At 41.3% G+C, this 13,467-nt stretch carries 12 protein-coding genes; 4 read left to right on the forward strand and 8 right to left on the reverse strand.

The window, feature by feature from the left end; all coding sequences use genetic code 11:
• Positions 1-32: 32 nt before the first annotated feature.
• Positions 33-1,928 (forward strand): M1 family metallopeptidase, encoded by a 1,896-nt coding sequence (locus BUA53_RS13925; protein WP_072836001.1) that lies wholly within the window; start codon positions 33-35, stop codon positions 1,926-1,928.
• 196 nt (positions 1,929-2,124) lie between these two features.
• Here BUA53_RS13925 and BUA53_RS13930 read toward each other — a convergent pair whose 3' ends face one another.
• Together BUA53_RS13930 and BUA53_RS13935 are read right to left on the reverse strand one after the other, a co-directional pair.
• Positions 2,125-3,627 (reverse strand): PAS domain-containing sensor histidine kinase, encoded by a 1,503-nt coding sequence (locus BUA53_RS13930; protein WP_072836002.1) that lies wholly within the window; start codon positions 3,625-3,627, stop codon positions 2,125-2,127.
• A 114-nt stretch (positions 3,628-3,741) separates the two neighbouring features.
• A complete protein-coding gene (locus BUA53_RS13935) occupies positions 3,742-3,960 on the reverse strand; it encodes a hypothetical protein (RefSeq protein WP_072836003.1) in 219 nt (72 codons plus the stop codon).
• Positions 3,961-4,124: 164 nt separating this feature from the next.
• Here BUA53_RS13935 and BUA53_RS13940 point away from each other — a divergent pair, with 164 nt between their 5' ends.
• Positions 4,125-4,952, forward strand: a complete 828-nt coding sequence (locus tag BUA53_RS13940) for an ion transporter (RefSeq protein ID WP_072836004.1) — start codon at positions 4,125-4,127, stop codon at positions 4,950-4,952.
• Between the two features lie 48 nt (positions 4,953-5,000).
• On the opposite strand, the gene BUA53_RS13945 is transcribed toward BUA53_RS13940, so the two are convergent.
• From BUA53_RS13945 to BUA53_RS13955, 3 genes are all read right to left on the reverse strand, one after another.
• Positions 5,001-6,947 (reverse strand): S9 family peptidase, encoded by a 1,947-nt coding sequence (locus BUA53_RS13945; RefSeq protein WP_084080083.1) that lies wholly within the window; start codon positions 6,945-6,947, stop codon positions 5,001-5,003.
• A gap of 92 nt (positions 6,948-7,039) precedes the next feature.
• Positions 7,040-8,812, reverse strand: coding sequence for a cellulase family glycosylhydrolase (locus BUA53_RS13950; protein WP_084080085.1), 1,773 nt, complete (start codon positions 8,810-8,812; stop codon positions 7,040-7,042).
• A gap of 48 nt (positions 8,813-8,860) precedes the next feature.
• Positions 8,861-10,276 (reverse strand): glycoside hydrolase family 30 protein, encoded by a 1,416-nt coding sequence (locus tag BUA53_RS13955; protein WP_072836005.1) that lies wholly within the window; start codon positions 10,274-10,276, stop codon positions 8,861-8,863.
• A gap of 426 nt (positions 10,277-10,702) precedes the next feature.
• Between BUA53_RS13955 and BUA53_RS13960 the strand changes: the two genes are divergently transcribed.
• Both BUA53_RS13960 and BUA53_RS13965 read left to right on the forward strand, forming a co-directional pair.
• Positions 10,703-10,954 (forward strand): hypothetical protein, encoded by a 252-nt coding sequence (locus tag BUA53_RS13960; RefSeq protein WP_072836006.1) that lies wholly within the window; start codon positions 10,703-10,705, stop codon positions 10,952-10,954.
• Positions 10,955-11,361: 407 nt separating this feature from the next.
• Entirely contained in the window at positions 11,362-12,093 is a 732-nt protein-coding gene (locus BUA53_RS13965) for an ester cyclase (protein ID WP_072836007.1), read from the forward strand.
• A gap of 213 nt (positions 12,094-12,306) precedes the next feature.
• Here the strand turns inward: BUA53_RS13965 and BUA53_RS13970 are convergent, their stop codons facing one another.
• The 3 genes from BUA53_RS13970 to BUA53_RS13980 all read right to left on the reverse strand — a co-directional run bounded on the left by BUA53_RS13970 (position 12,307) and on the right by BUA53_RS13980 (position 13,423).
• The gene (locus tag BUA53_RS13970) at positions 12,307-12,690 is read right to left on the reverse strand and encodes a type II toxin-antitoxin system death-on-curing family toxin (protein WP_072836008.1); all 384 of its coding nucleotides are present in this window, start codon (positions 12,688-12,690) and stop codon (positions 12,307-12,309) included.
• The gene (locus BUA53_RS13975; RefSeq protein WP_072836009.1) at positions 12,687-12,875 is read right to left on the reverse strand and encodes a hypothetical protein; all 189 of its coding nucleotides are present in this window, start codon (positions 12,873-12,875) and stop codon (positions 12,687-12,689) included. The genes BUA53_RS13970 and BUA53_RS13975 overlap by 4 nt, the downstream gene beginning before the upstream one ends.
• 143 nt (positions 12,876-13,018) lie before the next feature.
• On the reverse strand, positions 13,019-13,423 hold the full coding sequence (locus BUA53_RS13980) for a ribosomal maturation YjgA family protein (protein ID WP_072836010.1): 405 nt from the start codon (positions 13,421-13,423) through the stop codon (positions 13,019-13,021).
• Positions 13,424-13,467 lie beyond the last annotated feature (44 nt).

The raw sequence follows: 13,467 nt of genomic DNA on the forward strand, positions 1-13,467 counted from the left end.
TAACTATTTTCCACCTTAAATACTTACCAGATATGTTTCGTTTGATCGTAGTCGTTTTATTTACCATTTCCTTTAACCTGGCACATGCCCAGGAACTCTATACTCCACGTGATGTTAAAAAAGCTTATGAGAAGGGGACGCGTTCCAGGGACGGTAGGCCTGGAAGTAACTACTGGCAAAACAGGGCACACTATAATATTTCCCTTTCTGTTGCGCCCCCTAATCGTACCATCCAGGGTAGTGAAACCATCACCTACTTCAATAATAGTCCCGACACTTTATCATTCCTTGCCTTTAAGCTCATTGTGAACATTCACAAACCAGGTGCACCAAGAACCGGAGGTGCAAATGAAAAATACCTTACACAGGGTGTACATATTGATTCTTTTTCAGTAAATGGAAAAGCCCAGGCCTGGAATAACCAGCCTTATTATTATACCACGGTGCCTGTGAAACTAAATCAACCCTTGAATGCCAAAGACTCAGTTCAGTTATTTATCAAATGGCATTACGATGTGTCTCTTCAAAGCGGCAGGGAAGGCATGATCGATTCCACTAGCTATTTCCTGGCCTATAGTTATCCCCGTGTAGCTGTCTATGATGATTACCAGGGATGGGATTTCACCAATTTTAATGATGCACTTGAGTTTTATAATGACTTTAATAGTTATTCGGTGCAGGTGCAGGTGCCGGAAAACTATGTTGTTTGGGGGACCGGCACACTTTTAAATCCTTCGGAAGTATTACAACCCGGCATTGCAAAAAAGTTCAGTAACTCTCTGACCTCAGATGAAGTGGTGCATGTCGCTACCCAACAGGAGCTTTTGCAAAAACAGGTCACCAGGCAAAACGGCATGAATACCTGGAAGTTCTCAGCCCATAATGTACCGGATGTGGCTTTTGGAATCAGCGATCATTTTGTATGGGATGCATCCAGCGTTGTAGTGGATGGTAAAACGGGTAGAAGGGCTTCCGCACAGGCAGCGTATAATGATACAGCGGCCGATTTCCATCATGTAGTTCATTTCGCAAAAGAGGCCCTTGCCTGGTTATCTAACAACTGGCCTGGCATTCCTTACCCATATGAAAAGACAACCGTTTTCCAGGGATATGCAGGTATGGAATACCCAATGATGGCTAATGATGAAACCTATGACGACACCTCATTTTCCCGTTTTGTGGCCATGCATGAAATAGCGCATACCTACATGCCATTTTATATGGGGATAAATGAAACGCGCTATGGATTTATGGATGAAGGCTGGGCTACTACATTTGAGTGCCTGTTTAACCGGGACATGATGGGCACTGAGAAGGCTGACTCCATGTTCAAACTATTCCGGGTCGTGGACTGGAACAATGACCCCTCACAATCTCAAGACCTTCCTATTATTACACCTGGCCCTAACCTTAGCGGTGGTGGCCTGGGCATTAATGAATATGGCAAGCCCGCTCTGGGTTACCTTGCCATTAAGGATATGCTTGGAGATCAACTTTTCAAAAAATGTCTACATGAATACATGAGCCAATGGAATGGCAAACACCCCCTCCCCTGGGATTTCTTCTATTCTTTTAACAGGACCTCGGGACAGAATTTAGATTGGTTCTGGAACAACTGGTTCTTTTCCCATAATTACATTGACCTGTCAATCAAAAATATAAGCAAGACTAAAACGGGTTCTTTTGTGGCTATTGAGAATGTTGGTGGAATGGCTGCACCCTTTGACCTGTTTATTCATTACAAGGATGGAACTTCAGAAAGAATTCACCAATCGGCTGCAGTTTGGAAGAATAACCAGCACAAGTCTCTAATAAAGATCAAATCAAAAAAAGAACCTGATTCAGTAAGAATAGACGGAGGCCTTTTTATGGATGCTGACAATAGCAATAATAGCTGGCCCCGGGATAAATCTATTGCCTACAAATGATGAATGTATTGAATCCCACAATAAAAGACCGGCCAGGCTTCACCTGGCCGGTCTTTTATTTATAACGATAGCTTACTGAATTATACTCTTAAAGTTTTTCTTTGCCCGAATGCAGATCTTAATGAAATATACATGCTGAGCTTCAACAAATAATGGTGCTCTCTGTTGAATAAAAATAGCATTGCATACAATACTGTTACAGCCCGGTATAAATACTTTCTGTTACTTCAGCAGGTATGCATCTATCTCCAATAATCCTGACAGGAAATTGAACAGTCACCTTGGTACCCATGTGTAGCTGGCTTTCTATGGCTACGTTACCTCCTAATATAGCAGCCCGGCTGCGCATATTTGTCAGGCCAATGCCATTGGTCTTTTGAGAAGTATCAAAACCAACCCCATTGTCTTTAATCACAAGTTGTACTATTCCATTCACATGCTCTAACATAACATCCACTATGCTGGCCTTAGCGTATTTAATAATATTGGTCAGCTGTTCCTGAACAATGCGGTAAATAGTAAGGTGTAACTCATTATCCATTTCAGAACAGTTTTCCATATTTATACTAAGATTCACATTCATTTGAGAAGCAGTGCTTATGGAGGTTGCCAGGTCATTCAGTGTTTCTCTGAAATTTATTTTGCCTAAAGAAGGCGCCGACAATTGCTTTGACAAGCTCCGGATATCATCTATGGTCCTGTTTAGCAGTAAGGAGCATTTGGAAAGTATTTCGTTACTATCAACCCTATCATCCTTACAGAGCTCTATATACAATTTTACAGTCGTCAGCACCTGGTTCACATTATCATGTAATTCACTGCTTACCTTGGCTCTTTCCAATTCCTGCCCTTTAATTGCAGCATAAGTGATCTTGCGGTTATAAAGGTCTCGTTCCGCTTCCAGCTTTTTTTGTAATAGTACATTTTCTGTGATATCATTTGCAATACCCAACAAGCGATTGATATTACCATTTTCATCAACCAGTGGAATGACCCGTATCTCGCCATATTTTATTCCTGCCGGGTGGGCCGCCTCCTCTACATAGTCAATGATCCGGTAGGATCTTATCGCTTCATTGTATTTCTCATGTACCAACTCATGAGAAGATGCAGGCATCACAGATTCAATAGGCTTGCCAATTACCTGCTCTTTCGACCATCCTGTAACCTTTGAAAAAGCCGTATTAATTCTCTCAAAAGTGAACCTGGAATTACCCTCCACTTTTATCAACCACATTGGATCTATCGCCCCATTGAACATCTGGGACAACTGGTGTTCGCTCGCCTGCAGGGCTAAACTATTTTGCATTTGAAGTGTGACATCCTGCACCAGGGACAAAATGTTAACGACTTGCCTGGCATCATCTACCAGGGCAGAATTATACCACTGGCAATAGATCACTTCTCCCGAAGCGGTATAATTTCTATTGATGCCCTGGTTATGCAACACCTTTCCCGAGGATATTTCTTCAATGACCTGTATCACCTTATCGGCATCTTCCACATACACCATACTTTCAATTGAAATAGGGTTTTGCAAATAGGCACCGGGTTCCCAACCAAATATTTCCTGGGCTTTTTCTGATGAGTAAATTATATTTAAATGGCTGTCACATAAGATGATTCCTAAAGAAGAATTCTCGAGATGGTACGTTAAGCTCAGGTTATCAATGATCTCGTTCAGATGCGGAGCTGACATGTTGAGTTTTTTGCTATTGATCTCTTCTCACTTCTCCAATTCCCAAACATATATTATTAATCAAAATGAAAAGGAGACCGATTCTTACCTAATTATTTATCCGGTTTCATAGTTTTACCATACCACATACCACTTTCCTTCTTTATCCTTTGCATAGTTCAATCCATTGCTCATTACATGAACTTCAATTCCCTGCTTATCAACAAAATTCTTTTGTTCATACACCCGCACACCATTATTTTCCCTCGTCAGGTATACTACAAGTGCATTTAGGGTAGGCTGCACCTCGTGCAGCCATTGCTCATCACTTTCACGAACAAATGCCTGGCTCATAGTTATTGCATTTTATATAAACTATTTATTGAAAATATTATGCCCTTTGTTATTTCCCGGCCAAAAGAACAATAGAAACTCATCCTTTGACCAACGATTAGTTTCAAAACGCATGGATAAAATTATGAAGCTCTACGGGTGTTAACTACCTTTATTAAGGAAGAATGAAAGCAAAAACTTCACATGCAGATGGTAGCAACTGGCAGAAAAAACTGCACGATGTGATCTATGAATCCAACACTACTGCCGGAAAAGCCTTTGATGTCACGCTTCTGGTTGTCATATTGGCTAGTATACTGGTGGTTATGCTGGATAGTGTCAAACGTTACCATCTACGTTATGGAACGCTGTTCGATGTTTTGGAATTGACATTTACCATCCTATTTACAATTGAATACATCCTTCGGCTTATCTGTATTAAAAGACCCCTTCTTTATGTCCGTTCTTTTCTCGGCACTATTGACCTGCTGGCCATTATCCCTTCCTACCTCAGTATCTTTTTTATAGGCGCCCAATCATTGCTGGTGTTGCGTGCCCTGCGCCTGCTGCGTATATTCAGGATCTTCAAGCTCAATCATTATTTAAGTGAAATGGATTACCTGGGGAGTGCACTAAGGGCCAGCCTGAAAAAGATCAGCATATTCATGCTGGTAGTCTTATCGCTGGTTATTATTCTTGGGTCTGTTATGTACCTGGTAGAAAATGGAGAGAATGGATTTGACAGCATACCTGACAGCATCTACTGGGCTATTGTTACCATTACCACTGTTGGTTATGGTGATATATCACCCGTTACTCCTATGGGTAAATTTATAGCCTCCGTCATCATGATCATAGGTTATGGCATCATTGCCGTACCCACGGGTATATTCACTGCCGAAGTGGCCATGGCCCGCCGGCAGACCAAAGGCTCAGAGGTTTGCCCCAATTGTGGTCGTGAAGGTCATGATAGCAATGCCCGTTATTGTAAATTCTGTGGGTCTAAACTATAAAACAAAAGGTGAAGCAGTGCTTCACCTTTACAACAAACATTTTTCTATTTAAAATCCTTTCTTGTCTTTAGATGGCAGCGTTTCAGTAAGCCATTTAAAAAACTCCCGCTGCCACACCAATGCATTCTGACTATTTAATACCCAATGGTTTTCATCAGGCAGGTAGAGCAGTTTACTTTTAATACCTCTGAGCTGTGCAGCCTGGAATGCCTGCAATCCCTGTTCTATGGGAACCCTGTAGTCTTTTCCACCCTGCACGATCATGATGGGCGTATTCCATTTATCAACATAGTTGATAGGGTTAAATAAGGAATAGGACTTCTGCGCTGCTGCATTTTTCTTATCCCAGTATGGACCACCCCAGTCCCAGTTGACAAACCACAACTCTTCCGTTGTACCATACATGCTGCGCATATCAAAAATGCCATCATGCGCTATAAAGCTTTTAAAACGGTTGTTGTGAATGCCTGCCAGCATATACACAGAATAACCTCCATAAGAAGCGCCTATACACCCCAGTCTGTCCTTGTCAACATATTTTTCTTTGGCAGCAGCATCTATTGCAGACAGGTAGTCTTTCATAGCCTGTCCACCATGGTCTTTGCTGATCTCTTCATTCCATTTGGTGCCATGACCGGGCATACCACGTCGGTTAGGCGCTACAACAATATATCCCTGCGACGCCATCAACTGGAAGTTCCAGCGAAAAGAATAAAACTGCGTTAAGGCTGATTGCGGACCTCCCTGGCAATACAAAAGGGTTGGATATTTCTTAGCCGGATCAAAGCCTGGCGGATATACCATCCATACAAGCATCTGCTTCCCGTCCGTTGTAGTAACAAACTTTCTTTCTGTTTTGCATTGAGCCAGAGAAGCGTTCATGTTGTCATTTACATGCGTCAGTTGCTTCATGCTACCGCTATTGACATCTACTGTATACAATTCTGCGGCATGGTTCATATCTGTTTTTGAAACCACCAGCGTATTGCCTTTTTGACCTACTATTCCTGTAATATCAAAATCACCTTTAGTTAATTGTTGTATGGTTGGCAGTTTTTTAGTTAGCCCTGTATAGTCCACTTTAAATAATTGAAGTGTACCGTTGATAGGAGCATAGAAGAAAAGACTCCTGCCATCTTCAGCCCAGCGGAAACCCTCCACGTGGATATCATCCCTGTGCCCTGTCAGGTTAATTATACCTGCAGGTGTGGTAGCCAGCAGGTCCTGTTTATCAGATTCATAACCTTCGCGTTTCATACTTAGCCAGGCAAGCACTCCATTCTTGCTATAGGATGGATTGATATCATAACCAGGGCGGCCAACGGTAAGGTTTTTTGTTTTGCCAGTTGCTATATCATATTCATACAGGTCGGTATTGGTGCTGATGGCATAATCCTTACCATACTTTTTCTTGGTAACATATACTACATGCCTGCTATCGGGGTTCCAGATATAATCTTCATCACCGCCAAAAGGTTTTTGCGGTGCATCAAAGGGTTCACCAGGCATCAGGTCTTTTTCTTCTGATGTTTTGCCTACAGGAGCCAGGAACACATGGTCAAACTTTCCATCCTCCCAGGTATCCCAATGCCTGTTATTGAGGTTATCGAAAACATAGGCATTTGATTGAGGAAGATCGGGATACAGATCGTTGCCTTTGATCTTTTTAACCTGCACTTCTTTATTATAGATGATATACCTGCCATCTGGTGAAATATTCTTATTAGGTAGTAAGCTATCGACATTTGTTATGACTTCCGGCTCACCGCCATTTACAGGAATGCGATAAGTGGCACTTGATGAACGGTTCGCTTCCACATTTGGGGTGTTGACACTATAAAGCACATATTGACCGTCTTTAGAGATGCCCAGCCCGGAAACCCTTCCAAGTTTCCATAGCAATTCAGGTGTTAGCAGTTGCTTGTCCTGGTTGGTTTGTGCCAATACTATAAAAGGCAGCAAAACAATAATCAAACATTTTATCTTTTTATTCATATCAGCAATGTTTTTGCATAGCTAAAATACCATTAAGCTGCCGCATGTACACATACCCTATATCAAGGCTCCTAAGTTCTCTCCAGGTTCCCTTATTTTTTTCGATCGAAGCTTATAGAACTAAAATCAAATCCTCCTTTGCCTGCATATATCCTAAGCAATTGCCTGCCAGCAGCAAGGTTCACATTTTTAAACCACAGGGTTGTCCATTTTTTTGCACCAGTAAGAGGTACCATTTGTTTATTGCCAGCTATTTTATTATTGATGGTAATGGATACTGCACCACCGGTAATCTCTGATGCTACAGACAGGCCAATGTTATAAATTCCTTTTTGCTTTACATCAATGGTGTATTGCAGCCATTCACCGGCTTCAATATGATTTACATAATAGGTTTCATAATGAGCTGAGTCCATTACAATGTCCACACCATCATTTCTATACGTCCTTCCCCTGTTGCCAACCCCTTTTATACCAGACACCCTGTAATCTGCTGTATCACTATCCCAATAGGCATATCCATTTTTACCCAGGTCATAATTTACTGCCTTTAATACGGTTCCATTCTGGATATTGTTTTTTGCAAAAGGGACCGTTTTATTGATATGTGGCTGGCGCATCAGCGCATCTATTACGTCCCGGTGCACCCTGTTGGTGCCTACCCTTGTATAAGTGGCCAGTTCCAGCAAACCACTATAGGCATTACTTTCACGAGGCTTTTCTCCCTTGCCGTTCCAGTAGTTCAAAACATCCTGGTAATTCAGGTTGGATCTTATTTGTAAAGGATTATTCACACCAAGCTTTTTCAATGGCCACCATGCCCAGCCAATATTATTTTCTTCCAGCAGTTGCACCGCCTGGGCATACCAAACATTTGAATTCTCACCTGTTTCACCCAGCCATACAGGTACATTGTATTGTTCGCGAGTGTCTACTATTTTCTGTATGGAAGCCTTGTCGTTTTTATTCCAGTATTTATGAAAGCTAAGCACCATATTATCATCCCATGGCGGCAACATGCCATTGTAATTATTGCCCCAGCCGTTGCCTTCAATAACAATGATGTGATTATGATCTACTTCTCTTATCGCCTTTGTTATATCTACCAGCAGCTTTTTCAATGGTTCATTCCTGGTTTCCTTCAGGCCGTTCCTGTCTGCAGTATCAGTAAATCCATAATTGGGTTCATTCAAAATATCGTAGGCCCCTATCCATTGTTTGCCTGCATACCTTTCAGCCAGCTTTTTCCATAAAGCAATGGTCTTATTCCTGTTGGCCTCACTCTCCCATAAAGAAGGAAGTGATGGGTCGCGATCAGAGATATTGAGGTCATTTCCCTGCCCGCCAGGAGCAGCATGCAGGTCAAGGATCAAATAAATTTTATTGGCTGCACACCAGGCCAGCAAGCTATCCACCATTTCAAATCCCCTGGTAAGCCAGGTATTTTGTCCTGCTACTGGTTCTTTTTCTACCGGCAGGGTAAAAAGATTATAATGCATGGGCAACCGTACCGAATTGAATCCCCATGACCTTAATGAATCTATGTCACCCCTGGTAGTATGGTTGGCCAGCCAGGTATCATAGAATTCCTGCGTAGCTTCAGGTCCTATGAGTGAATCTATTCTTTGCCTGATCTTGTGTTGTTGTTGTCCTTCAGCCGTTATACCCAGCATATAACCTTCCTGCAACATCCAACCCCCAAGCCCTATACCTCGCAACAATACATTCTGCCCTTTTTCATTGACAATGTCCTTACCCTTTGCCTTCAAAAATCCCTGGGCCCTGAGTAGAGGTTGAAAAGCAAACAATAAGCAGGCAATAAACAGGAAGGATTTTATTATAGTGCTTTTGATTTTTTTATTCATAACAAGTAATTCAAATAAGGTTGTAGTATAAAATAACAGTCCCCAGGCCTACCATACATATGTAGCAACTGCCCCTTTTTTCAATTGAGCATTAACAGCCCTGGATCTATACCGGATGATAAATGATTGATCCTTTTCGGAAATATTCGCTACCAGTAAGACCATTTTTCCTGCCGGTGTTTTAAAGGCCACATTCTTCAAACTATCAGAAGTGCTGGAACCAATGCGAATTGATCCCGGGGGAACAAATTTCGATACATGAGCCAATGCATACCAGGCCAGGTTGCGGGTTACTTTATCGTCATCAATGGTCACTGCACCCTGGCACATGCTGCAGCCACCCCTATCTGTAAATGGCTTATTTTCAGGGTCTGCAGCCAGGTTCCATAACAATACATTTCTACACCAGTTACGGCAGGCCCCTATGATCACTCTTTCCACCGGATCAGCAATATGAAAACCATTAGATGCATCCGGCTGCACCACCATCTGTTCTGTAAAATAGATATGCTTATCCGGGTGTTCATTATGCACGTCAGTGAGCGCTTCTATGTCACCTCCATACAAATGAAATCCCGAACCATCAATATATTTCCTGGCCTCTTTGTCATTCAGAATATCTATCGGGTAGTCTGGCCTGTCTGCATTATGGTCGTAGATAATGATCTTTGTTTTAATGCCTGCTTTTGCAAAGGCTGGCCCTAAATGGTCTTTGATGAATATAGCTTCATCTGGGGCTGGTAACAACAGGCTGGGGTTATTACCCGGATGCAGGGGTTCATTTTGAACCGTCACAGCATCTATAGTAACTCCTTCCTTTGCCATGCCCTGTATATACAAAACAAAATATTTGGCATAAGCAGCATAATATTCAGGATTCAATCTTCCGCCTCTTGTATCATGGTTGGTCTTCATCCACGCAGGTGGTGACCATGGCGATCCAAGGATCTTTATTTTTGGTGCTATGGCCAATATCTCTTTCAACACTGGTATCACATCTTTCTTATCAGGTCCCAGGTCGAAGTGCTTCATGGCTGTATCTGTTTCTCCTGGTGGCATATCATCATAAGAGAATACATGATCGTTCAGATCAGAAGCCCCAATGCTTACCCGCAGGTAGCTCACACCAATATTATTACCTGCCGTAGTAAACAATTCATTCAATAAAGCTTTCCTAGTGGGCGCAGACATTTTAATGATGTGGGTAGCACTACCGCCTGTTAATGCAAATCCAAATCCATCCATGGTCTGAAAGACCTCCTTATCATTTACATTGATCACGGCACCGTTGCCAGCTGCTTTTGCTGACGTGGGCAGGGCTTTTTGTTTTTGCAATACAGCGGTATTATCGGGGTTGGTCAACCACCAGTTAACAATTGACTGCTGCCCATCAACCTTCAATTGCAAAAAAGTAAAAAGAAAAAAAAGGAAACCAATTCCTGAATGTTTGCGAGGAGCTACCATGCGTTTACAATTAAAAGTGAAATAGAATATGACGCAATGTAAAGACCATTTATAACATAGGGAATGATAACCCTCAAGGGAATCAATGGCTTGATCAATTGAAAAGACAAGCAAATCCACAAATATTCACCCCATTCAGACCTTCAAATCCCCAATTCATCCAACTTACTATTTACAAACCTCAAAAAACAATACATCTTCACGTAGATATACGAATAAAAAGCGGCCTGTAGTGTTTGGCATATCTTTTTCTTTATTAGTACTGTTCGGTATTCCTTTAGTGAAAAAAGATATCGTGTCAGAGCATCGGAAATGCTGAAAAATTTGTCTATCTTATTATCCAGTTCCATCCTCTGAATTCCGACCGGAATCCGTTACATATCCTACGATCGATTAATTAGCCTTTCATCCTGAATTATTGTACACATGAATCAATTACTGGACATAACGGGTCATTTTATTTACCTCGCCGTAAGCGTCATTTTATTCCCACTGATGGTTGTTTTGGATTGCTTCCTAGGCTTATGGATGTTTGCTAAATATTCAAAGAAGCTGGTTCGCCGTCTTTCCATCCGCGCCCGCCAGAAACAAAAACAGGAAGTTTATCCCCTGGATCTTCGCAAAGCATTGGTTTACCTGCGCTCCAAATCAATGAATATTCATGTAAATGGAAATTGATTTTGTGTAAACATTCAAATAAGTATATAGTATAAATTGGGGTTGAAAAGTTGACGGGTTGACTAGTTGAAAAGTAGGAAACCTCCCGGACATCCCCAATAATCCATTCTAATCTTATCAATCTTAGTTCTCCTCTTCCTTGAATATTGAACATTGAGCATTGTTTATTGAGCATTTCAAATGGTCTAAAATATGTTCAGTTAAAAAAGCCTCTCCAACCTAAACAACTTCGATATTCGACATTCCTTGTTCTATTGTTCGACATTCAATAATCCTTGTTCTATTGTTCGACATTCCCATTCTTCGTACCTTCCCTAAACAAAATCCCCCTCTCCAAACTACTCCTTATCCCCTGAATAGTTCAGCTTAAAAATGTATTCATTCTTAACCTCATAAACTATTCTTTTATGGAAGAAACAATGACGCAAAAGCAAGCATTGACCACCGCTCAAAAGAATATGCTTGACTTTTTCCAGACACATGATGTAAAGTATGTTGCCGAAGATGGTGTGTACCGCAACCTTTGCACAGGCGAAACCTATACCGGCAGAGCCGAGGTAGGTGCCATGTTGCATTACATTTACCATGTAGCCTTCGATGCCAAAGCGGATATAAAGAATTACATCATCATTGAAGACAAGGCCCAGCTGGAGGCTATCATTCGTGGGAAGCATATCGGTGAATTCATGGGCATAGCTCCCACCAACAAGGAAGTCAGTTTTCCTGTCTGTGTGAGTTATGATCTGAAGGATGGATTAATCAAAGAAGCCCGCATCTACATGGCCAGTGATGTATTAATGCAGCAACTTGGCTCACCTTCAGCGGCCTCCAGTCAAAAAACCACCTTCCTGGTAAGGGATATCTTCAGGCTTAAATTCGGCCATTTCCGCGAAGCTAAAAAACTACTTGATGAGGCCAGGAGCAAACAGATGATGCCTGAGGCACAGAATATGCGGATACTCACTGACTTTACCGGTGATTCTTACCGCCTGATCATGGAGGAAGGTTTTGAGCACCTGGCTGATTACGAGCTCTCACTTAGCAGCAGTATGCACGAAGAAGAATGGAAGAAATGGTACGAAGAATTCAAACCACACGTGGAAAGCAGCCACAGGGAAATACTGAAACAAATCGGTTAGCAATTAAGGTGCATTATTATTTCATCTAATAGAGATAACCAGCAGCTCCATTAACCCTGGGGCTGTTTTTTTTAAACACTGGCAAGGAATGACAGTGGCTTAATTAATGAACTGCATCAACATATAAACTATGCGAAGGCATCTATTCTTAATTAATGATTTGCATAAACAATATTGTTGTTGAAAGAGTAAGTGTCCTTTAAAAAGTTTTTCTTAGCTGTTATTCTTCCTGGTATTGTGTTCCAACCAATAAATGATGTCATTGAAGTTGTATTTGCCTGAGGCTATACGTATTATAAACTGATATTTCTCTTCTTGAGTAGCAGTAATATCAAGGCCAGATTCCATTAATAATATTCGCATGAGTACATATCCAGTTCTTTTGTTTCCATCAACGAAAGGATGATTTATAAGAATACTTTCAATAAGTGCAGAGGCCTTTTGTATTGCAGTCGTATATAGCTCTTTGCCATCAAATGTTGAGTAAGGCCTTGAAAGAGCAGATGACAATGTGCCATTATCCCTAATTCCATAGCTACCTCCAAATTGATCTATTAGAATTTTATGAATTTGCTCTACCTGACTAAGACTTATCATTGAGCAAGTTTCTCAAGGAGTTCCTTATCCTCTGAAAGAATTCTTTGCAACACATCAGAATTAAGAGTGGCTGAATTTTTCCTTTCCTCCAGCTGTTTTAAAAAAGAGAGTAATTCTTCCAGTGCATTACTGGAGAACTTGTCCAGAACCCGGTTAATTTCATATTTGATCTCGTCTTTGGACATACATTGATTTGTAAACTTAAAATTAATGACTTTATGTGAGGTTTTGAATAACTACAAACAATAAAGCTATGCGTTTGAAGGCATTTCATCCTCCGGCCTATTACCCTGACCTAACCTCTACTTTTCATTTACAGGTTGCAGTATCAGCTTTGAATTATGCATAGCCTTTCCTTTATACGTTGGTTTAGTTTCTTACTTTCAAAGGCAAGCACGGTAAGAATTCCCAGTGTATAAGCCACAAAATCCATCCATTCGAAACCAATTCCTATAACGGACCTGGCAACGACGTTGTTTTCGAGTCCGAGCCTGTTTACAATATGAAAATATTGAAGTGTTTCTATGAGGAAGGAGAACAACAGTACACCAACAGCAACTTTCCACACTGAAGCTTTTAAGACTGTTCTAACTGCGCAATAGATCAAAATAACCACAAGGTAATCGCCTACATAAGGCCTGACAAAAGCATCCCTTACAAAAACTGCAATCAAAACCTCAATTAAAAAAAGGATGATGGTGAGGATTAAATATTTCTTATTAAATGTGAACATATTGAGGTCGGATATCAATTCCCGTCAAGTAGCCATCTCCTACC

The organism is Flavisolibacter ginsengisoli DSM 18119, assembly GCF_900129295.1.
Lineage (GTDB): Bacteria > Bacteroidota > Bacteroidia > Chitinophagales > Chitinophagaceae > Flavisolibacter > Flavisolibacter ginsengisoli.